Below are 24,678 nucleotides of genomic sequence, written 5' to 3' on the forward strand. Positions count from 1 at the left end.
TGAGAAGCGCTCTTTATACTGCGCTCAAATTGCAACAAGTCAAAGCAATCGCTTTAGGGAAGTTGGTGAAAATCCAACACTGCCCCCGCAACGGTAAAAAATGAAAAGCATTTCTCAATAGATTTCTGATTTTTAGAGATTTACACCACTGCATGTCATATGTGGGAAGGTGGAAATGTAAGTAATCCAGTTACTACATTTGAGTCCGGATACCTGCTTGTTGTGTTCTTCCACTCAATCATTCACGGGGAAGTGAATGTATGGAGCATGTTATGTCTATTCAATGTCAACCAACAGCTTTGGTTGGTGCAATCGCTATTGCGATGGGTTTTACTACATCAGTTTTTGCTCAAGAACAAACAACTTCTAATGCAACTTTAGAAACTATTGTAATCACAGCTACTCGCTCAGAAGAAAAGCTTGAAAACGTACCTGCACGTATTTCAATTATCCAGCCACAGATTCTCGAACAGTCACCAATTAAAGCTCTGCCAGACCTACTTAAAACAGATCCTAGCATTAACGTGGTTCAATCTGGCGGTTACGGTCAACAAACTTCAATTTTTTTACGAGGCACGAATTCAAATCAAACTCTAGTGCTACGTGACGGCGTCCGCTTAAATACAGCGACAACTGGTGCTGCCTCGATTCCATTTTTAGACACCACCGATCTTAAACAAATTGAAGTTCTAAAAGGTCCAGCATCTGTACTTTATGGAACTGATGCAATTGGAGGGGTGGTTCAATTTGTCACGCGCACACCAGAAAAAACTACAGCTTTTATTACAGGTGAAATTGGTGAAAATAACACCTATAAATCGATTGTTGGCGCAGATTTAGCTGAAAATGGCATCTATGCACAAGTTCGAGGTCAAATATTAGAAACTGACGGTACGCCAGTATTTAATATGAATGATAAACGTAACTATAGCTTTGATCAAAAAGGTTATAGTGCCAAGTTTGGTATAGATCAAAAACGTTATGCTGCATCTTTAGATTTCAGTCAGAACTCAGGAAATGGGGAATACAACAACTGGGGTACATTCTCAAGTCAAGATTTTGAAAATGAAATCATAAATGCAAAGGGACGCATTAACCCAACTGATCAGCTTGAAGTTCATGCACGTTTATCCCAATTTAAAGATGATTTGGAGCAAGTAACTTCTAATAGTTTTGTACACAGTACAACTCAAGAGGCTGAGCTTTATAGCAAATGGAATTTTGTACCAGCCCAAAATATTCTAGTTGGTGTGACCCAACGTAATACTGAAGCTAAAACCGATGCATTAAACGAAGATATTAATTCAACAGGTTATTATATTCAGCATCAATATCAAGCCGATGGCTTGAGTACGCAAGCTGGCATCCGCTTAGAAGACAATGAAAAGTTTGGTTCACACACAGTCATGCAGGGTGCACTCAGATACCAATTGCTTCCTACAACAAGTATTTACACCAATATTGGCACTGCATTTAAAGCACCTACATTAAATGATCTATATGCCTATGGTGGTAATGAACAACTTAAGCCAGAAGAAAGCATTTCTTATGAAATTGGTATTGATCAAAAACTCCCACTTAATATTTCATTGGGTGCTTCTGCTTTCTATACCAAAGTTGATAATCTAATTAATTCAATCTGCGTCAGTACTTGTGATGGCGATTGGGTGAATACGTTCCCAACTCACCAAAACCAAAACGTTGATAAAGCACAAATGACAGGCGGTGAATTGACAGCACAGTGGACAAATGATCAGTACTTTATCAATGCAGGCTATACATATATCAAAACTGAAGATACTGAAAAAAATACTGAGTTATTACGTCGTCCTCGTCAATCAGTTACTGTTTCAGCAGGTTTACAAAATGCAAATTATGGTTTAAGTGCTTCGCTCGTTGCCAAATCAAAAGCAAAGGATTTTAGCCAAGATATTCCAGGATATGCTCGAGTAGACTTAAATGCATTCTGGAACCTTAACCCGCATGTAAAACTGTTTACCAATATTGAAAACGTTGGTGATGTGAACTATAAAACTGTTCACAGTGCTGGTGAGCAATATTATGTCAATGGTGGACGTTTAGCTTCTGCTGGTGTGACATTCAGATACTAAGCATTCTTTGACTCATAAATACTTTTGAGAATCATGTCATGCCTATGGCATGATTCTTTTCATATCTAGCACTTAAAAAAATTTAAAGGAAACCTCATGGGTCACCGTTTAAGTAAAATTTATACCCGCACGGGAGATACGGGCACTACCGGACTAGGCGATGGTTCACGTGTACCTAAAGATGATTTACGTATCGATGCGTTAGGTGATGTCGATGAACTCAATGCGACCATTGGTGTATTACGTTCGCACATTGCTTTAAGTAGCATTGAAGACAAAGCTCAATGGGATAAATCACTCAGTCTGATTCAACATTGGTTATTTGATTTAGGCGGTGAAGTATGTATCCCGGGCTTTAACTTGGTTCAACCAGTATGTATTGAATTTTTAGAAAATGATATTGATCGTATGAACGAAGCATTACCCATGCTAAAAGACTTTATTTTGCCAGCTGGTACATTAGTCTGCAGTTTTGCTCATCAAGCACGTGCTGTCTGCCGTAGAGCTGAACGTAGCGTGATGTCTGTTCATCAACGTGATCAAAATATCCAAGCCACATCATTGCAACTTTTGAACCGCTTATCTGATTGGTTATTCGTCGCATCTCGTACCTTACAACGTGCTGAAGGTGGCTCAGAAGTGCTTTGGCAAAAGAATATCAATGAGACGATTGAGGCCTGACCTTAAAAGTGTAAAAAGGTCTGCATGTTGATTGCCCCATCCACTTAAAATGCTTTTTTAATCAAAATTTTGATTAAAAATCGTCATATTTCATTCATGATTTAGCACTAAAATCACCCTGAAATTTCAGGGTGTTTTATGAAAATAATTGGTCATCGTGGTGCGCGTGGGGAAGCACCTGAAAACACCCTCGGTGGATTTCAATATATTCAAGATATTGGTATCCGTGCTGTAGAATTTGACGTTCGTCAACTCAAAGATAATGCTCTGATCGTGATGCATGATGATGACTTTATTCGTACTACAGGCCAAGCTAAACATTTATACGAATGTGATGAGCAAGATTTAGCGCAGTATAATCATGCCGTAACGTGGTCTGAATGGAATAAAGTCGAAGCTACGCCTCTACTCGATCAAACCCTCAAAATTATTCATAATTTTAATCATATTGAAGTTGAGGTCAAAGCTGTAGAATCGATGAAGGCCGCAGAAAAGATTGTCGAAGCCTTAGATCAACAATTAATAGGCTTTGAAGATTCCGCCATTATCACCAGTTTCGATCCTAAAATTCATCAAGCCCTTCAACAGCAAAAATCAAGGTTTAAGCGTGGATTACTGGTTGAAACCGATATAAAGCATGCAGCCATTGATCAAGCTTTGAAATTTGAATGTTGTCAAATTGGTTGGATGAACGAACTTGCTACAAATGAGATCATTGCCTCCACACTTTCCGCAAATTTAAATATTAGTATTTGGACAGTCAATCATATAGATCGTGCGAAACAGCTCAAGGATTTAGGAGTTCAAGGCTTAATTACTGATTATCCCAAGTTAATGATGTCTCACCTATAATATTTTCAAATTCAAAAACTTATTTGATTATTTTTTCTAATTTATTTTCTGAAATTCGTCCAAAGTCGAATTTATACAATGATGTATTCTGTTACGGTTTAAACAATACAACTGTACAATAATGCTAGTGAACACATGTTCGCCCATGTTAGTATTAACGAGTCTAACCTCACAAATTTGTGAGTGGATTTAGTTTTAACCTATTAAAGGTTCTAGGAGTGCTGTTGGAGATGAATGCTCCCCTACCCAAAGCCCCAATCAACTGGATTGCAGTATTTGCATTGGTGTTTTTACCTATTGTCGCCGTTATTGCGATTCCACTTTATGCTTATCATCATGATTTCTCGCTTGCTGCGTGGATCAGCATGTTTGCGCTGTTGGGTCTGAGCAGTCTTGGCATTACCGCAGGTTATCACCGCTTATGGGCACATCGTGCTTATGAAGCGACTGTACCACTCAAAATCATTTTAATGATTATGGGAACCTTTGCTGTACAAAACAGCATTTTGTATTGGGCCTCAGGTCACCGTACCCATCATCGTCATGTTGATGATGTAGAAAAAGATCCCTACTCAATTAACAATGGCTTCTGGTACGCGCACATCGGTTGGATGCTACGCAACTATCCAGCAGCTGAAGCAAATTACAAAAACGCCCCTGATTTATTGGCTGACAAAATTGTCATGTTCCAAGATAAATATTACATCCCTCTCGTGATTGTCGTTCATGCCGCTATTCTTCTTCCTATTGGATGGGCAGTTGGTGATGTCTGGGGAGTGTTATTGTTGGGTGGTTTAATGCGCTTAATTTTAAGCCATCATGTGACTTTCTTTATCAACTCACTATGCCATATGTGGGGCAAACGTCCGTACACAGATGAAAATACTGCACGTGACAACTTCGTTCTTGCTATTGCGACTTGGGGTGAGGGTTATCATAACTACCATCATATCTTCCAATACGACTATCGCAATGGCGTAAAATGGTGGCAATACGACCCAACTAAATGGTTGATCTGGACGTGTTCAAAACTAGGTCTAGCAAAAAACTTACGACGTATTCCAAGCTTTAATATTAAAAAAGCTGAGCTTGCAATGAAGTTTAAATATGCCCAACAAGATCTCGCTGTTTACGGCCATAACGTGAATGATGATATCGTGACAGTTAAAACAAAAATTGCTCAAGAATATGAAGCATTTACGCAAACTTTAAATGATTGGGCGAAGCTTAAAGAGCAAGAAATTAATGCCAAAAAAGCAGCTGTTGCTGAAAAAATTCACCTAATGGATAGTAAACTGAAAGTTGAATTCCAATTGGTTGAACAACGTTTATCTCATCATAGAGAGACATTGAACTTATTGGTTCGTAATTTAAAGAAATCACCAGTATCTGAATAACTCATTCAAGAGACTCTTCAGTTACTCCAAAGCTCCGTTGATCGGGGCTTTTTTTATTTTTTTCGATACTATTTCCATTGTAGCAGTCACAGTTTTATGTATTGAATTTTGCTATAGTCAAAGTTGTTCATCACATTTTGAAAAATTATATGCAGTTCAATTCTCGCTATAACACACTACCCGCTCGACTGTATCATCATCAACAACCTCTTCCTCTAAAAGGGGCTAAACCTGGTCATTTTAATGAAGCACTTGCAGATGAGTTACTGTGGACTCAAGAAGATAAAATGAACTGGGTAGAAATCTGTAGCGGGCAAAAAACTTTTGCTGAGTTTGAACCTTTGGCGATGGTATACGCGGGTCACCAATTTGGACAATGGGCTGGACAGCTTGGTGACGGTCGCGGTTTACTCATTGCTCAAATTCTAGATCAAAATAACAACACGGTCGATTTACATCTTAAAGGTGCTGGCTCTACCCCCTATTCTCGGAGAGGCGATGGTCGTGCAGTGTTACGTTCCGTTATTCGTGAATATTTGGCTGGACACGCCCTCAATGCCCTAGGTGTTCAATCCAGTAATGCGATTGGTTTTGTATCATCAGATCAAGGTGTACAACGAGAAAAACTTGAACGTGGCGCGATGATGTTGCGTACGTGCGAGACACATATTCGCTTGGGTCACTTTGAATGGATTAATCAATTTCAGCCAGATCTACTGCAAGAATTTACGCAAAAGTGCATTGAATGGCACTACCCTGAATGTTTGGAGACAGAACAACCTGTTCTTTCTTTTGCAACTCAAGTCATTCAACGTACTGCGATCATGATCGCCAAGTGGCAACTGATTGGTTTTGCGCACGGGGTCATGAATACTGACAACCTGAATATTACCGGCTCAACTTTAGATTTCGGACCTTATGGTTTTATGGAGCGTTTCCGTCCTAATTGGATCAACAATCATTCTGATTACCAAGGACGCTATACGTATCAGAACCAACCGAGTATCGGGCACTGGAATTTATGGACTTGGTTAAATAGTCTCATTCATCTTTGTCCTGAAAATTATGATCGAGAGCAATGGAAACAAGACTTGTCTTACTGTTTAGAACACTATGAACCAACGTTCCTGGAACACTATAAACTTGGTTTAAGTCAAAAAATGGGATTACCAAGTTTTCATAAAGATAGCTTTGATTGTGGTATGGCTTTTCTACATATTTTACAAACAGAACAACTTGATTACACCCAAAGTTTTATTCGTTTACAGAATAAAGCGTATGAACAAATCAAAGATGATTGCCTTGATCGTATCGCATTTGAGCGGTTTCTTCACCAATATCTCTCAATACGGGAAAATCAAGACACTGACGATCTCGATCAAGCGATGTTAACAGCCAATCCACACTACGTTCTACGAAACCATATGGCACAGAAAGCAATTGAACTTGCTGAACGTGATGATTTCTCTGAAGTTGATCGCTTGTTCAAACTTCTTCAAACACCATACACCAAACAAGAACATCTTGAACAACCAGAAGACTTAGACCCTTTAGCTAGCGACGTCCCTGAAATTCAAGTCAGTTGTTCATCATAAGTTATTCACAGACCTCTCTCATTCTGTGGATAATTTAATCATTATCCACAATACCCATTCGTTTTGACTATGCATTTACATCAATTGGCAGCATCACAAGCTTTAAAACTTCCTGAAGTCACTGTCAGTCAACCGTTTGGTGAGGGATGTGATGTTTATAAAATTATGGATAAAGTCTTTTTGCTCGCATTTCATTTACAAGGCAAAGCTGCGATTAATTTAAAAGTTGAACCAGATCATGGACATATGTTGAAAGATATTTATCCTTATATTCGATCTGGATGGCACATGAATAAACGACACTGGGTTTCAATCTATGATGAATCTGAATTGGATGAAGAGCTTCTCAAAGATTTGATCTCTAACTCCTATAATCTTGTGATATCGAAGCTTAGAAAAATAGATCAAAAAAGAATTGCACTTTTAGGTTCAATTGCAGAATAACGATATTGCGCAACGATCCATGCCTATCGTGCTTCACGATACATTTTATCCACTCATTTTTTTCACACATTTGAATAAAAGTTCATCTTTTTAAGCAATTCATAGAACAGTCTTTTTCAAAATTGAATCTGTAACCCCTCACTGATCAATTTTAAGATTTTCTTCTCTTCTTCCATTTGTTGAAAATATACATGAAAGCAATTCAAATAAAACAATACGGTGATGCAGATGTCTTAGAAATCACTCAAATTCCTGAACCTACACCATCAACAGATCAACTACTCATTGAGAACAAAGCAATTGGAATTAATCCTTTCGATTGGAAATTAAGAAATGGTCTATTCCAAGACTTATTTCCGCTTGAGTTCCCAAACATTCTAGGCTTTGAAATTGCTGGGGTTGTAAAGCAAGTTCCTGCCCATGTAAAAAACATTCGAGTCGGTGATCGTGTGTATGGTAAAGCAGATCATGCCTATGCCAAGTTCGTTTCCATGGATGTCTCTCAAGCTCACCATATTCCAGAATCTATGAGTTTTGAACAAGCGGCTGCTTTACCTACAAATACACAGGTTGCTTATAATGTTTTGGTGACATTAGGCAAATTAAAAAAAGGACAGAAAGTATTGATTCACGCTGGTGCTGGGGGTGTCGGAATTGCTGCAATTCAAATTGCAAAATATCTTGGTGCGGATATTACAACAACCGTTTCACCCAAAAAAATTGAATTCGTTAAAAGCTTAGGAGCAAATCACGTCATTGATTACACCAATACTTCATTGAATCAGATACAAGAAAGATATGACCTCATTTTGGATAGTATTGGAGCTAAAACACAAATCGAATCTTGGGAGCTTCTCAAGCAACAAGGCTTGCTTGTCTCTTTACTCGGTGATGAATCTGCCCATTTTTCCAAAAGTAAATTTGATCGAAAATTTATTTTCGCAGTTGATGTTTTGGAAAACCACAGTGATGAAATTCACGACCTTATTTTAGGGGGGCATATCCAACCTATAATTGATGAAGTTTTTGAATTCCATGACATGGCAAAAGCACATAATAAAAGTGAATTTGGTCATGTCACCGGTAAAATCATCGTAAAAATCTAGTGATCCATCTGATTTAATTTTTTTTAACTACACATTTTTATAAACACGAAGATGATCATAAAACTGCTCATCTTCGTTATAGATAACTTATGATTAGTTTATTTATTGTTCTTCAATATTGATTTAATCAACGCAAAATAATTCGTGAATAATTATATTTAAATTAACATCTTAAATTATCTAATAATTTCAAATATTTGAGCACAAAAAATCTTTGATTGAGGTTAACACTGTGTAAAACTGATCGCCTGAAAAAATTAGGAGAGACATTGGCAAGAACCAAGTTTGACTGTGGTGCGAAACCAAATTGTTGATAATATTTGGATCACCTTACAATACACATCCACATGCGCCTTTCAACTTTAACTCAGACAAAGCTTTCTCATCAAAGCTTTTCCCACACCTCTATTCTGTGCATTAGGTATTAAAAATACAGACCCGAAACCGTGCCAGTCCGTATCTGCATTTGATAATTTCACTGACGAGACAGCAACATGACTCACTAAACTAAATTTTTCTTTGACTGAATGATCAACTGCAACCAAGGATAGGATGAGCTGCTACCGCTTTCTTAAAGCATTTACAATAAAATGCGCTGTGTGACTCGCATATTCCACCTTCTCAAATGCTTTTTTAGTGAGTTCGGCAATACCCTGTATATCCTCGTCTCGTTCTGGTCGAATTTCCAAATTCATTTTTTTATTCAAATTCTTTTTTTCAGCATAAAAAAAGCGAACATCATGTACTGTTCGCTTTTGTATCACCATTCAGTTTTACTTAATCTTCAGGATATTCGAAACGATATCCCACCCCATAAACAGCTTGAACCCATTCATGGCGATTACCTGTTTCCGCGGCATCCGAGATTTTACGGCGCAAGTTTTTGATATGGCTATCAATCACACGATCTGCCACTTCAAAACTGTCTGGGTTGATATGATCCAATAATTGCGCACGAGAGTACACCTGACCTACATGCTCTAAAAATAATTCAAGAAGTCGAAACTCTGTAGGTGTCAAATTTAAAGATTTGTTTTGATACCAAATTCGTTGTTGACCTTTGTCCATACGGAATAAATTATTTTCTTCAGGTTCGGCTTTACGATCTAAACGTCGCAAAACTGCTTGGACACGCGCAACTAACTCTTTAGGGCTAAATGGCTTACACACATAATCATCCGCCCCCATATTCAAACCAAGTACACGATCAATCTCTTCCGTACGTGCTGTCACCATGATAATAGGCAAATCAGACTGCTCACGGACTTTACGGGTGATCGTGAGACCATCCATACGAGGTACCATCAAATCTAAAACCATTAGACTTGGTTTACGTTGTAAAAAGCTATCATAAGCCTCTTGACCATCGTGAAACATACTGACTTCAAAGCCAGCTGCTTCAAGATAATCTCGCACCAATTGAGCAAGTTCTACTTCATCTTCAACCAGCATCACATGTTTCATATGTCACCCTTCTTCAATTTAAAACGATTTCTTTGGAAATGTAAGGATGCAGCGCAATCCACCCAATGGTGAGTGGTCAAACTTCAAGGAGCCCTTCATGCCTTGTGCAATTTTGCACGATAATGCTAGACCTAATCCAGTTCCGCCAGTACTACGTGTTCTAGAATCATCCGCTCGATAGAAACGCTCACCTAAATGAGCCAATTGCTCATCAGTAAGACCTAATGGGCTATCGTCAACAATCACCGACCAAGTCTTATCGTTTTCGATCGTATGCACATGAATTCTTCCACCGGCTTCCGTATAGCGAATAGTATTACCGAGTAAGTTGACCATAATTTGTTTAAAACGATCTACATCTAATTGTAATTTCGTTCCATGCCCCTCTGCGCTAATCGTGAGATCGGCTTGTTCAAATTTAGGTTTGAAATTTTCAATCTCATTTAACACGACACTCCAAGGGTCAATTTCATTGAAATCAAAATTGAGTTGTTGTGCTTCAGCTTGTGCTAACGCAGCCAAATCTTGTGTTAATTTTTTCAGACTCGAAACTTGTGCCAACATTGAAGCAAAATGTTCAGGCGTTGGTTTACGTATTCCATCTTGCATTGCTTCAATTTGTGCTTGCAAAACAGCCAGCGGCGTTTTTAACTCATGCGAAGTGTCTGCAACCCACTGCTTTCTAGAATTTTCATGCTGATCTAGAATCACAGCTAACTGATTAATTTCAGTCGAAAGATCGCCAAGCTCATCGTTACGATTTACTTTCACCTGATGCTGAAAATTCCCTTTGGTTAATTCTCGTGTTGCATTTAATAAGCGTTGAATTGGCTTTCTAAAATAAGTTGCTAATAATAAGGCAGCAACCAAACTCGAAATAAATGTCAGAATATATATTAAAAATAAATAACGCTTTTGATTGCTAAAAAAATTAATACTTAAAGCATCATCTTGATCTAAAACAGGTCTTAGCCCGAGATACCCCACAATATTTCCATCAACTGTGATCGGTCGATACGACACCATATTCTCTGATGGTTCACCCAAGATAAACTGTTGTTTTGCATCATATAAGGAAAGTCTAGAACTTAAACCCAAGTGATCAGACATAGATATAAATAGTTTCTTGCCCTGCTGGTATTCAGAAGTTCTCAAACTAGAAAGCTTATTTTCATGTGATTTATCAGAACTGTTCGTGGTTCTTGTCTGATTCTGATTTGAACTTAATGGGAAACGCAATCCTTCAAATGGCTGAAATGCAGAAGGTAAATTTTCTTCTAAGACTTTCAGTTCTTCTGGACTAATAGTTTGCGTTCTTTGTGACTCAATTTCGCTAATTAATGTATGCTCTTTGAAATAACGCTGTTGCAATGCAATATCATATTGGCGACGTAACCACCAACGTGATAGTCGATCATAATCATCGGGTGCAGCTTCACCTTCAATTTGTAAAATCTGAGCTTGAACGGCATTGCCCCAATCTTGATAAACAGAGAATACGCCCGCTAAATTATCGATCAGATGATCAAGCTTTTGCATTTCTACATCAGCTACATATTTGGTGAAGTTTTTTTGCATCGTCCAATGCAGCACACTTAAGCTAACCGTCGTAATGAGCAATGTCGTTAACAGTACTGTAAAAAATAAGCGTAGTGCGATTGGTACGCGACGTATATTCAAATTGAACTCACATTATTTCTTCGTTTTTCAGTATTGTATCTAACACTGATTCAAAAAACTCTCCATTGTTTCTTCATCTTTATTATTTAATCTTTACCTATACCGAATCCAAACAACTTTGGGGATAAACATAATGAAAGCGATGAACAAAATTGTATTGGTGACCACTGGCTTAATCAGTATGGGCGCACTTACAGCATGTCAAACAACAACTCAAGCACCTCAAGAAGTTAAAAAGGGTCACTATGATAAAAAACATCATCATAAAGAACGTTTAACACCTGAACAACGCGAGCTATTCAAACAAGCGCGTGCTGACCGTAAAGCGATGATGCAGCAAATTCGTCAAGCATGCGACGGCAAAGCTGTAGGTCAAACTGTTCAAATCAAAACTGATAAACAAAATATTGATGGTACTTGTCATATCCGTTTCATAGCGGATCGTGCTGATATGAAAAAAATGCATGAGCAAGCACGTGCCCAATTTAAAGCTGAAAAGCCAACTTCGGCCCAAGCTAACCGTTCACAAAAAGGTGAACCGCTCACAGATGCCAAACGTGCTGAGCTTGTTCAAAAATTTGATCAACGTTTGATGCAACAGCAAGTTAGTCAAAATGCAAAACTTCAAGCATGCAATGGACAAACTGACGGTAAAAAAGTTCAAATCAAAGTGGGTGAACAGACTATCAACGGTGTATGTAAAGTTTATTTCAAACCAAATCAACCACTCGTTAAACCAGACTTAAAAAAATCCGCATAATTCAATTCAACTCACTACTAAGTGATTGAATATTAAAAAGGCGCATGTTGCGCCTTTTTTTATGTCATAACTTATTACGTTTTTGACTATTCTGTTCACATATAATTCACGAAAAAACTTTATACTCTAAACACTTAGCCAAAATTAATATTTTTTCTTTGACTTTACAGTCACACAGAATATGGCTATAAAACTTGTACCAAGCAATAACTTATTGCACGATGTAATAGAACAAAATAGGTGTCGTAGATGACACGACATTTTTTATTAGGATTATAAATCTGGTTTAACCAGTATTGAGGAACCCGATATGCCACAATACAAAGCGCCCTTACGTGATATGCAATTCGTTTTGCATGAATTATTAAATGCTGAAGAACACTTTTCAAAACTCCCTGCATTCCAAGAAAACGTAAGCCGTGAGTTGGTTGATCAATATTTAGAAGCTGCTGCAGATTTCTGTGAAAACGAATTATCTCCACTCAACCAAGTAGGTGACCGCGAAGGTTGTACTTGGAATGATGGTGTAGTTACTACTCCAACAGGCTTCAAAGAAGCATATAAAAAATATGTAGAATTAGGATTTCCATCTTTAGCTGCTGAAGAACAATATGGTGGTCAAGGTTTACCAAACTCTTTAGGCATTATCATTTCTGAAATGATCGGCTCTTCGAACTGGGCATGGGGTATGTACCCAGGTCTATCTCATGGTGCAGTTCGTACAATTGAGCACCATGGTACGGAAGAGCAAAAAAATACTTACTTACCAAAACTGATTTCAGGTGAGTGGACAGGTACCATGTGTTTAACAGAATCTCATGCGGGTTCTGACCTTGGTATTATCCGCACAAAAGCTGAACCTAATGCAGATGGTAGTTTTGCAATTTCAGGTGAGAAAATCTTTATTTCCGCTGGTGAGCATGACATGGCGGACAACATTGTTCACATCGTTCTTGCGCGTTTACCAGGTGCTCCTAAGGGAACAAAAGGGATCTCATTATTCATCGTACCTAAGTTTAACTTAACTGCTGATGGTGAAGTTGGCGAGCGCAACGCTGTTCGTTGTGGTTCGATTGAACATAAAATGGGTATCCATGGTAACGCAACATGTGTGATCAATTTTGATCGTGCAACAGGTTACTTGATTGGCCCTGAAAACCGTGGTCTGAATGCAATGTTCACCTTCATGAACACTGCACGTATTGGTACAGCTGTACAAGGTTTGTCTGCTGCTGAATCATCTTTCCAAGGTGCTTTGGCATATGCGAAAGATCGTTTAGCAATGCGTTCACTTTCTGGTCCTAAAGCACCTGAAAAAGAAGCAGATCCTATTATTGTGCATCCAGCAGTTCGCAACTTAATCTTAACACAAAAAGCATTTGCTGAAGGTGGGCGAGCTCTAGTGTACTACCTTGCTCACTATGCTGATATCGTTGAGAAAGGCGCGACTGAAGAAGAACGTAAATTTGCAGATAACATTCTGTCATTATTAACGCCAATTGCTAAAGCATTCTTAACTGAAGTTGGTTATGAAGCTGCAAACAAAGGCGTACAAGTATTTGGTGGTCACGGCTTCATTTCAGAGCATGGTATGGAGCAAATTGTTCGTGATACACGTATTGCTTGCTTATATGAAGGTACCACTGAAATTCAGGCACTTGATTTGTTAGGTCGTAAAGTACTGCAAACTCAAGGTGCGATGTTGAAAGATTTCACCAAAATCATTCACAAATTTGCTGAAGCAAACAAAGATAATACAGACTTGAAAGAGTTTATTGAACCTTTGGCTGAACTCAACAAAGAATGGGGTGATTTAACCATGCAGATCGGTATGCGCGCGATGCAAAACCCTGATGAAGTCGGTGCTGCTGCAGTAGATTACCTATACTTCTCTGGTTATGTAACGCTAGCATTCTTATGGGCTCGCATGGCTCAAGTTGCTCAACAACAACTTGCAGCAGGTTCAACTGAAGTTGACTTCTACAATGCGAAAATCACGACAGCTCGCTTCTACTTCAAGAAGATCCTTCCACGCGTTCGCTCACATGTTGACGTAATTGCAGGTGGATTAGAGCCATTAATGACTTTAGATGCTGAACATTTTGCATTCTAATGATCCATATTAAATATGTGTAAAAGAAAAAGGACAGTCATAGATTTGGCCGTCCTTTTTCTTTATAAATAAATTCGAGATATTAACCTTTAGTCGTCTAACAAGTCCTAATATGCTTCGATAGACTGCTAAGAACTAAAGATATTTAAACAAAAAAAAGGTGAACGAAAATGCCAATCTATAATGCGCCTCTTACAGATATGAAGTTCATTTTGAATGATGTATTTCAAGCTGAACAATTTTGGCAATCAAATGAGAATTTAGCTCATATTGATGCTGCGACAGCTGAAGCTATTTTAGAAGAGATGGCTAAATTCGCTCAAAACGTAACCCTTCCCCTAAATCGCACAGGTGATGAAGAAGGCGCAACTTATAATAATGGATCTGTTACCACACCAGCGGGCTTTAAAGAAGCGTTCCAACAATATGCAGAAGGTGGTTGGATTGGCTTAGGTGCTGACGAAGAATGGGGCGGTCAAGGCATGCCAAAAATGCTGACTGTGCTTGCAGATGAAATGCTTTTTGCAACCAACCCATCATTTATGCTTTACCCACTTCTTTCTGTGGGTGCGGGTATGGCATTAAATAGCTATGCTTCTCAAGAACAAAAAGAAACCTATCTTCCTAAAATCTATTCAGGTGAATGGTCAGGTACGATGTGTCTCACAGAGCCTCACGCAGGTACTGATTTAGGCATTATTAAAACTAAGGCTGAACGTAATGAAGATGGTACTTACAACATCACAGGTACTAAAATTTTTATTACCGGTGGTGACCATGATTTAGCTGAAAATATTATTCACCTTGTATTAGCAAAAACGCCTGATGCTCCTGCTGGTTCACGCGGTATTTCTCTGTTCATTGTACCTAAATTCTTAGTGAATGAAGATGGTACCTTGGGTGATCGTAACCCTGTAGGCCCTGGTTCTATTGAACACAAAATGGGGATCAAAGCCTCTGCAACATGTGTGATGAACTTTGACGGTGCAAAAGGCTATTTAGTCGGTAAAGAAAACGAAGGTCTTGCTGCAATGTTCGTGATGATGAACTATGAACGTTTGTCCATGGGTATCCAAGGTTTAGGCGCTTCTGAATTTGCTTATCAAAATGCTGCTCAATACGCCACTGATCGTTTACAAGGTCGTAGTGCAACAGGTGTGAAATCTCCGAATAAACCTGCTGATAGTATTCTTGTGCACGGTGATGTACGTCGTATGCTCTTAAATGCTCGTGCGAACAATGAAGCTTCACGTGCATTTGCAGTATATGTAGGTCAACAACTTGACATTACAAAGTTCTCGACAGATCCAGAAGCAGTTGCAAAAGCAAATAATCGTGTTGCTTTGCTCACACCAATCGCAAAAGCATATTTAACAGACACTGCTTTCAATGCGACACTAGATGCCCAAATGGTCTTTGGTGGTCACGGCTATATTCGTGAATGGGGTATGGAACAATGTATCCGTGATCTTCGTATCTCACAAATTTATGAAGGCACGAACGGCGTTCAATCACAAGATTTGATTGGTCGTAAAACGATTAAATGTAATGGTCAATTCATCGCAGAATATATCGAAGAAATTCGTGACTTTGCAAATGCATTAGATGCGGACTTAAATTACATCAAAGATGCCACTCTTGATGCTGCAACTGAACTTGAATCGATTACACAAGTTGTTCTTGAACGTGCTGCGGAAAATCCTGATTATGCGAATGCTGCTGCGGTTGATTATTTACATGCGGTAGGCTTACTCAGCTTTACCTATATGTTTGCTAAAATTGCTAAAGCTGCGAGTGAAAAATCAGGTGAGTTCTATGAGAACAAATTATCTTTGGTGAACTACTACATCCAACGCGTTTTACCTGAATTAAATACACGTTTAGCTCGCATCAAAGCTAGCTCTGAAATCGTGATGGGATTTAGCGAAGATTACTTCACAAATCAATCATAAGTTTTATCTTAAAAAAGCCTGATTCTTCAGGCTTTTTTTTACCTGAATTTGCTTATTTTCAAAGCAACTCATAATAGTCTTCCCTGCTTAGGCATAAAATGAGCATGAATTTTGCATCACTCCAATGAAACCATCAGTTTTTTTCAAAGGAGGAGATGTCATGATTAAAAAAGATATTAGCGTAAAAAAAATCGAATCCTTATTAGATCGTTTTGGAAATCTAGCAGTTGAGAGCTTCCACTATATTGCGCTCTTTATTATTGGCTGCATGGTAATTTGGTCTGCAGGACATACCGTGATTGATATTCTTACGGTAAAACAATATGCAACGATTGATGACATTCTGTTGTTATTTATCTATTTAGAGCTAGGTGCGATGGTAGGTATTTATTTTAAGACCAATCATATGCCCGTCAGATTTCTGATCTATATCGCCATCACTGCCCTGACACGTCTGTTAATTTCAGATATTCAACATGACCATAAAGCTGATATTGATTTAGTCATTATTACAGGATCAATTTTAATCCTAGCATTCGCTATATTGGTCGTGCGTTTTGCTTCTTGGAATTTTCCATCAGTGATCCGAGATAAACACCAAGATAAACCTTTACCACTTGGAAAAACACCACGCCCTGAAGATGATGAGTTGGCTTAGATAAAGATGGCTTAGACAAATTGGATTAAGCATCTAACGATCATTTGGCATCTGGATATATCGACCATTTTGGTATATCCAATGCATTCCAACTTGTGGTGCAGGAAGACCATAACGACGCCAATCTGAAATCAGCATATACTGACTCATTTCAATAGTACCACCCTGCCCATTTACGAAACTTGACTGCTTGCTAGAATATGTCGTCGTGGTCGGTAAAGACTGTTGATAGATCACTGTAATCCCATTCTGCTGCGGATACGCTGGATAAGGAGGATATGGTCGCTGTAATTGAGGTCTATTCTGAGCAAAACGTGGTTGTTGCAATGGGACTGGCTTACTTAGACGATCTGCATTACCAGTATATATTGGAGTCTGTGTTGGTTTTACAGGTCGAACCTTAGAACCTTGGTAATTAGCCCAACTATCTGCAAAAGTATGACTCGTTATTAAAAGAATCACTGAACCGAATAGAGTCTTAACCAATAATGTATTGTTCATCTCTATTACCTCATTCCAAATGTAAGATTACTTTTGTTTTCAACACTCATTCTAAAACTTAAATATAGATCAATCATGTAGAAATCTTGAACATTATTTAAAATTTTAAATTTAATACTTTAGACCTTTTATTTATCTGCATGAGTCTGTTTGTAAATCTGCTAGACTAACCATTTTTAACTTTGCGAGATTATCCACCGTGCCTGAAATGAGTTTTGATCGCCTGCACCAATTTTTTTGTAAAGTTCCGAGTGTCCAAGAAAACTATATCGATTCTTATGGCACTGATGGTGAACATGCATGGTGGTTTAAATTTCAAATCAATATCGACCATGCCTTAGCTTGGCAAACGGTTCAAGAACTTGGTCATGTATTAAATTACATTTCTAAAAATGAACGCCTACCCACTCAGTTTTTACCAGTGTCTCCTCCACCCTATATGAATGGTGAGGCGAAACAATTCTTATCTTGGGTGATTCAGTGTAATCATCCTGATTTTACGCCAGATGTGGTTTGTGATTGGTTAGAAGCACGTTTACCTCAACCTGTTGAGGATGAGTCTAAGTGGAAAATTAAAACCGACATTAAAGAGCTCGATCAGATTGATGATAAGGAACTCGATAAATTAGTTCCACCGAATCCATAAATGAAAAAATCCCTCTTTAGAGGGATTTTTTTTAGAAGGTTGAGAGACCACTCCATTCCATGAATCGATAAATGGCATATTTCATTTTTGAATCTTCTGCATATTCTGAGTAATCAACACTCATTTGCTTACCCTCTAAATTCATCCAAGCAGTATCAAAATACTGTACTGCATCTTTAAAAACTTGCTGATTTGAAGAGCCAATAACACGTAAATCAGTTTCTAAATTATAATTTTTCAAATTACGAGCAGTAAAATTAGCCGACCCCAAAATCAGTTCAACCTGATTTGAACTACGCTTAGTAATCATTTTTGAATGGCACTGCTCACCTTGTGTATTACACCAGCGTACGTCTATTCCAGCTTTATAGAGCTCTGTCGCGACAGGACGATTTGGAATACCATTTTTAGTACGTCCAAATGCATCTTTGTTTGGGTCTAGTAATACACGAACTTTAACACCGCGTTGGTGAGCTTTAATTAAGGCTTCAATAATTTCTCGCTCTGATAAATAGAACATTGCCAAATCTATTTTTGCATCAGCACCTTGAGCAGATTCAATCAGTTTCAGCACTTCATCATATATTGCTTTTTCTGTCAGTACTTGCACTTGTGGCAACTGTTTATCTTCTGGTACATCTCCCACAATAACCATTGGAATATTTGCTTTAGAAAATAAAGCCACTGATTGTTCAGTTTTTAAAATATCGACAGCTGTATGCCCTTCGACCACAAGTGCTACATTAGAATGGCTTGAGCTTCCATCATGCGGATTCATCGAAGTCACTAGTGTTTTCCATCCCTCGGATGTATCCACTATGATGGTTTTACGATGGTTCGCTTTAAAATTAAAAAGATTTAAATAACTTCGAATGGTAATTTTTTCTTCGCCGAAAGGATTACTTAACCAACCTTTCTCAGCATTATTTCCTAAATTCTGACAACAAAAATACCAAATGCCCGACCACAGTGGATTCGATGCGCGTAATGGTGATAAATCTGTTTCTATGACATCAATTCCTGCTTGTCTGAGTTGTCGATAGTGCTCTGGGATTATTCCACCATAAACTGAATTTATAGGATCAGTGATTAATTTAATTTCAATATTCGGTGTTAGATGCTTTTTTTGAATGAGTGCTTGGGTCAGTTCTTGTGTTAAGGCGCGATGTTGATTTTGAGACTGACCAGTTTCAGGATTGAACAGAAACATATCTAACACAATTGTGGTTTGCGCTTGATCAATAAGATTGAGAATTTCATCAAAAATCTGATGCTGCTGTCGCTGACCCGCCGTATCTATATAAGTTTGGTCTGCTAGGAATTTCACATTTGCATGCCGTAATTTACCGGAATAATTAAGCCCTTCTGGTAATGGTTTATAAATATGATAAAGCGCTGAGGCTAAATAGCCGATGGTCAGCATACCTAGAATCAGACCAACATAACGTCGGTTTGACCAATTTAATTTTTGGTGAATTCGTTTAAATAGACGCATAACAAAAAACCTAGTCCGATACTTTCAGACTAGGTTTTAATTTACGTTTTTTCAAGCATTAAACTGTTTTTAACACGTTGAATTAAATTAGAACTCGTATTCAACGCCGACGGTAAAATTACGTCCAATTTGTGGAATATTCGACAAAAATGAATTGTGCGAATAAACCTGATCATCCAACAAGTTATTTGCTTTTAAATAAACCCGATAATCGTTGCGATTGTTTAACTGCCCAGCATAAGACACACCAACATTGACCATGTTATAACCTTGGGTTTCTTTTTCAAAGTCAGCAAATTTATCTTGCTTGAATACATGATAATACTCAGCTAAACCAGACCAACCATCAGCAAAATTGGTTTCCACCTTTGTACCAAGTCGTCCAGCAGGAACACGTGGAGCATTTTCCCCCTCTATCTTGCCTCTTACATAATCACCAAACACACTCACCTTGTAAGTATCATTAATTTGATAGCCTAGCTGAGCCTCAGTTCCATAAAAACGTGCCTTATCCTGCGTATATTTAAGTCCACGTAAATTGCCTTGTTGAGCTACAGTTGCACCATAAATATAGTCATCAAACCAATTGTGATAAACATGAACATGATAATCGAGCTGATCACCTTCATAATGGAGACCTAACTCTAGATTATTTGATGTTTCCTTATCAATATCTGGATTACCTAGCTCATATGTGTTTGTTGCAAAATGAAGACCATCTGCATATAACTCTTGAGCTAGCGGTAAACGTTGTTGATGAGACCCCACTAGAGACAACTTATAATTTGGCGCGAACTCCCAATTAGCTGCAGCTGATCCTGAAACAGCAGTCCCTGAGTAGTTCTTTTGATTGGAATCGACATCAATTTTTTGATGGTCTACACGAGCGCCCAATTCGACATGCACAGGACCAACCTGTTTATGTTCTAGTGCAAATAAACTGTACTTATTGGTTTTTGTATCCGCCATCAGAACATCATGACTATGACCATGATGTTCATGATCGTGATCACTATGATCATGGTCACCATGATCAACTTCATCATGGTCATGTCCCTCAGGCGCATTAAGTTTTATTTTTTGCTGAGATGCTTGTACACCTACAACACCCTCCCAACCTAACAACGGTATATGAACCAACTCTAAACGACCATCATAACCCTTACTTTTAAAGTTACTAATAACTTCATTTTCTTCTAGTTCATCATGCTCGTAATCTGTAAAACTTAAATGAGCTCGCAGCTTTTCAAGTCCTTTTAATGGATCATTTAATTCAGTTCGCAAATCATAGCGTTCAGATTTTAAGTCAACCCATGGACCTGCAGCATTTTCGTGTTCATGGTCGTGCGCTGAATTAGGTGGTGGACAATGGAAATGATCTCCATGCAATTCACATCCATGATATTCATGACTATGACCTGGTAATCCATATTTATCTTGTCGATTACTATATGACAGCCCCACAAAACCTCGATCATGGATCCATGAGCCGCCGACATTAACTGTTTGACCTTCTGAGAAGGTATTTTCTACACGTTTAGCACTTTCACGATGAGGCTCTGTCTCACCCTCATGATGATGTTCAGTGAAGTAACCTTTGAAAGGGATATAATCATTGGCTTTATGCTTCGTGCCTTCAACACGAAGTGCAAAATTTTCACCTATAGCTGCTGTTACACCTGCACTCGCAAGTTTTTCATCACTCCCAGAGTTGTAGCGGACGCCCACTTGCCCCTCTAGACCATTAGCTGGCATTTGTGTCGGTATTTTTTGATCAGTCACGTTGACTAAACCACCCACAGTTCCAGCTGCGTACAGTAATGTTGAAGGTCCTCGGATAACTTCCACTTGCTTCGCCAAAATAGGATCAACCGTTACGGCATGGTCAGGAGAAAGTGTTGATACATCAGCAGTTTCAGAAGCATGCTGTAAAACTTTTACACGCGGTCCATCTTGGCCACGAATCACAGGACGACTTGCACCTGTTCCATACTGATTAGAATAAACACCCAACTCATCGGCTAACGCATCACCTATGGTTGTTGGTCTTTCAGATAATTTTTTTTGATCAATCACATGATCTGCTACAGCGAAGTCAGCAGCTGTTTGAACCAATGGATGTGCGGTAGAAGAAATTGTATCTAATTGAACATTTTTTTGTTTTTGATCAGCATGTGCTGCGGATGCTATCACTGCCAAGACGGAGGCAGTAATGATATTTTTATGAAAGTTCATACGACAAGCTCAAAATTCGAGAATTTACAATTGTTGTTATAATATAACATTTCAACCAAACTTCAATCATATTTCATTCATTTACTCCAAATTAATTACCTTCATATAATTAAACCAATGGGTTACATATCAATGTTAATCTATAAAATTCGGATAGCATTTTTTTGATATATTTCAGCAATGCCCTTTACAATTTCACATGCTGTACTCGCACCAATTTTGCATAAAGCATCGAAAGGAACACTTCCTATTTCTGCTCTAGCAATTGGTTGCATGGTCCCTGACTTATTTCGTCTTTTTACAGACGAACATATCCAAATCTCACATCAATGGAGCGCATTGCTATACCCCAATTTATTGGTGGGAATGGCATTCTGTCTATTGTGGTATGCACTATTACGACCTACTTTTTTTAGATGGATTGGTATTTACAATCCCTTAAAACTCTCGAACTTTAGATCTGTCTTTCAATTCTTGGTGCTGATCAATATTTCATTAATCTTGGGTATCAGCAGTCATATCCTTTGGGATGGTTTAACTCATGTTGATTACAGAACCTTTGCTTTTCATGATCTATTAGCTAAGCAAATCAATCTTTTCGGACAACACTACTCCCTCCATCGAATTTTACAGGTCGGTACCTCTATTATCGTTTTACCCTTTATTTTATGGTTTGCAAAACAGTATTTTTGTACTTACCGTCAACCATTCAGAGTAACTCGTTCTATCACTATTTTTGCTGTGGTATCCGTGCTAATTTCAATATTAGTTGGATTATTTGGATTTATTCATTTCAACTCTAATTACAATACAGCTATTTTAAATGACCTATATGGTTACATTGGCTTCTCAATTAATTATTTCTTTAGAGGCTTTCTATTGACGTTTGCGATTTGTGCGCTTGTTTTTCAAATCCTAGATCAATTGGAATTATTCGAAGGATCGTCTTAATTTTAAATTTGCATTAAATAATTGGGCTTTCATAATCTTCTCCTTGTGACTGTAGTCTCAAAGAGGCATAATTCACCCTTTGTATAAAGGCGTTACGCTGTTTACGTATACGCTTTCATTAACCCATATAGTTGGATTTTTAACGCTATGATGCGAACTCATTACTGCGGTTCATTAACCGAAGCTCAAATTGATCAAACCGTTACACTTTGCGGATGGGTACACCGTCGCCGTGACCACGGTGGTGTAATTTTCCTTGATATGCGTGACCGTGATGGTCTAGTTCAAGTGGTTATTGATCCTGATACACCAGAAGCTTTCGAAACAGCTGATAAAGCTCGTTCTGAATTTGTTTTAAAAATTACTGGTCGCGTTCGCCGTCGTTATGCTGGTACTGAAAATGCCAACATGGTGAGTGGTCAAATCGAAGTATTAGGTAAAGAAATTGAAGTTCTAGCAGCGTCTGAAACTCCACCATTTCCATTAAATGATGATAATACTAATATTTCAGAAGAAATTCGTTTGAAGTATCGTTTCTTGGACATTCGTCGTCCAGAAATGTTAGAGCGTTTACGTTTCCGCTCTAAATTAACAAACCTTATTCGTAACTATTTCGAAGAAAATGGATTTTTAGACGTTGAAACACCTATTTTGACACGTGCGACTCCTGAGGGTGCGCGTGACTATTTAGTTCCAAGCCGTGTATCAAATGGTAGTTTCTACGCTCTTCCGCAATCACCACAGTTGTTTAAACAATTGTTAATGGTGGGTGGTATTGATCGTTATTACCAAATTGCTAAATGTTTCCGTGACGAAGACTTACGTGCTGACCGTCAGCCTGAATTCACACAAATCGACGTTGAAACATCGTTCATGAGTGACGATGACATTATGGATTTAATGGAACGTTTAACAGTTAAGATGTTTAAAGAACTTCTTAATGTTCAATTTGATAGGTTCCCACGTATGACCTATGCAGATGCAATGCGTGACTATGCATCTGACAAGCCTGACTTACGTATTCCACTTAAACTCGTTGACGTTGCAGATTTAATGCAAGATGTAGAGTTCAAAGTATTCGCAGGTCCTGCTAAAGATCCTAAAGGTCGTATTGTTGCGCTTCGCGTACCGGGTGCAGGCTCTCTTCCACGTAGCCAAATCGACGAGTACACTAAGTTTGTAGGTATCTACGGTGCAAAAGGTTTAGCTTATATTAAAGTCAATGAGCTGGAAAAAGGCATTGAAGGCTTACAATCTCCTATCGTGAAATTCATCGAGCCAATCGTTCTTGATCTATTAAAACGTGTGGGTGCTGAAAATGGCGATATCGTATTCTTCGGTGCAGATAAAGCGAAAGTTGTAAACGATGCAATGGGTGCTTTACGTATCAAAGTCGGTCATGACATGAAGATGGCAACTTGCGAGTGGGCACCACTTTGGGTTGTTGATTTCCCAATGTTTGAAGAAACTGATGATGGCAAATGGACCTCTGTTCACCACCCATTCACATTGCCAAAATCTAGCGTTGAAGAAGTGAAGAATAACCCAGGTGCTGCATTGTCTGTTGCTTACGATATGGTACTTAACGGTACTGAAATCGGTGGTGGTTCGCTTCGTATTCATAACTTAGAAATGCAAAAAGCAATTTTTGAAGCATTAGGTATTGGTGAAGAAGAGGCAGAAGAGAAATTCAGCTTCTTATTGAACGCTTTACGTTATGGTGCACCTCCACACGGTGGTTTAGCATTCGGTTTAGATCGTCTTGTGATGTTAATGACAGGTGGTTCTTCTATTCGTGATGTGATTGCATTCCCGAAAACGAAAACTGCGGAATGTCCTTTAACACAAGCACCTGCACCAGTTGAATCAACTCAACTTCGTGATCTTGGTATTCGCTTACGTGAAAAACCAAAAGCTGAATCACAAGAATAATGTTTTGTTGATCTAAATAAAAAACCCTGCAACTGCAGGGTTTTTATTTCATTGAGATAAACGCTCAAAAATGGCATAATCTCAGAAAATATTTAAGAGTTCATT

General features: G+C 38.4%; 19 protein-coding genes and 1 riboswitch. Of the genes, 14 read left to right on the top strand and 5 right to left on the bottom strand.

Features of this window, described 5'->3' with window-relative positions:
* Window positions 1-19: 19 nt before the first annotated feature.
* Window positions 20-235: riboswitch (cobalamin riboswitch) on the top strand.
* A 37-nt stretch (window positions 236-272) separates the two neighbouring features.
* The 7 genes from AC1M83_RS09780 to AC1M83_RS09810 all read left to right on the top strand — a co-directional run bounded on the left by AC1M83_RS09780 (window position 273) and on the right by AC1M83_RS09810 (window position 8,186).
* Window positions 273-2,111, top strand: a complete 1,839-nt coding sequence (locus AC1M83_RS09780; protein WP_481590548.1) for a TonB-dependent receptor plug domain-containing protein — start codon at window positions 273-275, stop codon at window positions 2,109-2,111.
* A 96-nt stretch (window positions 2,112-2,207) separates the two neighbouring features.
* Window positions 2,208-2,792 (top strand): cob(I)yrinic acid a,c-diamide adenosyltransferase, encoded by a 585-nt coding sequence (locus AC1M83_RS09785; protein ID WP_035265549.1) that lies wholly within the window; start codon window positions 2,208-2,210, stop codon window positions 2,790-2,792.
* Window positions 2,793-2,930: 138 nt separating this feature from the next.
* Window positions 2,931-3,644: a glycerophosphodiester phosphodiesterase gene (locus AC1M83_RS09790; RefSeq protein ID WP_180028285.1), complete on the top strand. Its 714-nt coding sequence runs from the start codon at window positions 2,931-2,933 to the stop codon at window positions 3,642-3,644.
* A 230-nt stretch (window positions 3,645-3,874) separates the two neighbouring features.
* Window positions 3,875-5,041, top strand: coding sequence for an acyl-CoA desaturase (locus AC1M83_RS09795; protein WP_035265557.1), 1,167 nt, complete (start codon window positions 3,875-3,877; stop codon window positions 5,039-5,041).
* Between the two features lie 149 nt (window positions 5,042-5,190).
* Window positions 5,191-6,636 carry a protein adenylyltransferase SelO gene (locus AC1M83_RS09800; RefSeq protein WP_481590549.1) on the top strand — a complete coding sequence of 482 codons (1,446 nt, stop codon included), beginning with the start codon at window positions 5,191-5,193 and terminating at the stop codon, window positions 6,634-6,636.
* Between the two features lie 69 nt (window positions 6,637-6,705).
* Entirely contained in the window at window positions 6,706-7,080 is a 375-nt protein-coding gene (locus tag AC1M83_RS09805) for an MmcQ/YjbR family DNA-binding protein (protein ID WP_092767559.1), read from the top strand.
* A 191-nt stretch (window positions 7,081-7,271) separates the two neighbouring features.
* Complete coding sequence (locus tag AC1M83_RS09810; RefSeq protein WP_481590550.1) at window positions 7,272-8,186, top strand: NADP-dependent oxidoreductase; 915 nt, start codon at window positions 7,272-7,274, stop codon at window positions 8,184-8,186.
* A 777-nt stretch (window positions 8,187-8,963) separates the two neighbouring features.
* Here AC1M83_RS09810 and AC1M83_RS09815 read toward each other — a convergent pair.
* The gene (locus AC1M83_RS09815; RefSeq protein WP_092767563.1) at window positions 8,964-9,650 is read right to left on the bottom strand and encodes a response regulator; all 687 of its coding nucleotides are present in this window, start codon (window positions 9,648-9,650) and stop codon (window positions 8,964-8,966) included.
* 18 nt (window positions 9,651-9,668) lie between these two features.
* Window positions 9,669-11,330: a sensor histidine kinase efflux regulator BaeS gene (gene baeS, locus AC1M83_RS09820; protein WP_035265564.1), complete on the bottom strand. Its 1,662-nt coding sequence runs from the start codon at window positions 11,328-11,330 to the stop codon at window positions 9,669-9,671.
* Between the two features lie 133 nt (window positions 11,331-11,463).
* Here baeS and AC1M83_RS09825 point away from each other — a divergent pair, with 133 nt between their 5' ends.
* The 4 genes from AC1M83_RS09825 (at window position 11,464) to AC1M83_RS09840 (ending at window position 16,813) form a co-directional block, all read left to right on the top strand.
* Window positions 11,464-12,090, top strand: a complete 627-nt coding sequence (locus AC1M83_RS09825) for a hypothetical protein (RefSeq protein ID WP_481590551.1) — start codon at window positions 11,464-11,466, stop codon at window positions 12,088-12,090.
* Window positions 12,091-12,400: 310 nt separating this feature from the next.
* On the top strand, window positions 12,401-14,203 hold the full coding sequence (locus AC1M83_RS09830; protein ID WP_481590552.1) for an acyl-CoA dehydrogenase C-terminal domain-containing protein: 1,803 nt from the start codon (window positions 12,401-12,403) through the stop codon (window positions 14,201-14,203).
* A gap of 170 nt (window positions 14,204-14,373) precedes the next feature.
* On the top strand, window positions 14,374-16,155 hold the full coding sequence (locus AC1M83_RS09835; RefSeq protein ID WP_092767569.1) for an acyl-CoA dehydrogenase C-terminal domain-containing protein: 1,782 nt from the start codon (window positions 14,374-14,376) through the stop codon (window positions 16,153-16,155).
* A gap of 160 nt (window positions 16,156-16,315) precedes the next feature.
* A complete protein-coding gene (locus tag AC1M83_RS09840) occupies window positions 16,316-16,813 on the top strand; it encodes a phosphate-starvation-inducible protein PsiE (protein WP_481590553.1) in 498 nt (165 codons plus the stop codon).
* Between the two features lie 33 nt (window positions 16,814-16,846).
* Here AC1M83_RS09840 and AC1M83_RS09845 read toward each other — a convergent pair whose 3' ends face one another.
* Entirely contained in the window at window positions 16,847-17,314 is a 468-nt protein-coding gene (locus AC1M83_RS09845) for an RcnB family protein (RefSeq protein ID WP_481590554.1), read from the bottom strand.
* Window positions 17,315-17,513: 199 nt separating this feature from the next.
* Here AC1M83_RS09845 and AC1M83_RS09850 point away from each other — a divergent pair, with 199 nt between their 5' ends.
* Entirely contained in the window at window positions 17,514-17,960 is a 447-nt protein-coding gene (locus AC1M83_RS09850; RefSeq protein WP_092767573.1) for a hypothetical protein, read from the top strand.
* Window positions 17,961-17,991: 31 nt separating this feature from the next.
* On the opposite strand, the gene AC1M83_RS09855 is transcribed toward AC1M83_RS09850, so the two are convergent.
* Both AC1M83_RS09855 and znuD read right to left on the bottom strand, forming a co-directional pair.
* Window positions 17,992-19,455 carry a phospholipase D family protein gene (locus AC1M83_RS09855; protein WP_481590555.1) on the bottom strand — a complete coding sequence of 488 codons (1,464 nt, stop codon included), beginning with the start codon at window positions 19,453-19,455 and terminating at the stop codon, window positions 17,992-17,994.
* A gap of 87 nt (window positions 19,456-19,542) precedes the next feature.
* Window positions 19,543-21,690 carry a zinc piracy TonB-dependent receptor ZnuD gene (znuD, locus tag AC1M83_RS09860; RefSeq protein ID WP_481590556.1) on the bottom strand — a complete coding sequence of 716 codons (2,148 nt, stop codon included), beginning with the start codon at window positions 21,688-21,690 and terminating at the stop codon, window positions 19,543-19,545.
* A gap of 180 nt (window positions 21,691-21,870) precedes the next feature.
* Between znuD and AC1M83_RS09865 the strand changes: the two genes are divergently transcribed.
* The gene (locus tag AC1M83_RS09865) at window positions 21,871-22,641 is read left to right on the top strand and encodes a DUF4184 family protein (protein ID WP_180028274.1); all 771 of its coding nucleotides are present in this window, start codon (window positions 21,871-21,873) and stop codon (window positions 22,639-22,641) included.
* 147 nt (window positions 22,642-22,788) lie between these two features.
* The gene (gene aspS / locus AC1M83_RS09870; protein WP_180028273.1) at window positions 22,789-24,573 is read left to right on the top strand and encodes an aspartate--tRNA ligase; all 1,785 of its coding nucleotides are present in this window, start codon (window positions 22,789-22,791) and stop codon (window positions 24,571-24,573) included.
* Window positions 24,574-24,678 lie beyond the last annotated feature (105 nt).

The organism is Acinetobacter sp. 25-47-130 (assembly GCF_056779705.1).